Genomic DNA, 242 nt, shown 5'->3' on the forward strand with positions numbered 1-242 from the left:
ACTCAAATCTGCCCAACTGAGCTTACCGTACAGTACACCACTGATCTGGCAGCTAACATCGCCAAACAAGCCCCTTTGGCCATTCGCACCATCAAGCAGTCACTCAAAAGCATACATGAAGTGAGCCTAAGCCAAGGCCTCAAGCAAGAGCGCCAGCTGTTTGTTTGGTTGGCTGCCACACAAGATCGCGAAGAAGGCATCCGTGCATTTTTAGAAAAACGTCAACCCAGCTTTAGAGGTGT

At 49.6% G+C, this 242-nt stretch carries 1 protein-coding gene; it reads left to right on the top strand.

The features are described 5' to 3' along the window. Positions 1–242 (top strand): enoyl-CoA hydratase-related protein (locus SB772_RS44910; RefSeq protein WP_410839141.1); only part of this gene is annotated, 242 nt, incomplete at both ends.

Origin of the sequence: Paraburkholderia sp. SIMBA_030 (assembly GCF_046535245.1) — a bacterium.
Classification (GTDB): Bacteria; Pseudomonadota; Gammaproteobacteria; order Burkholderiales; family Burkholderiaceae; genus Paraburkholderia.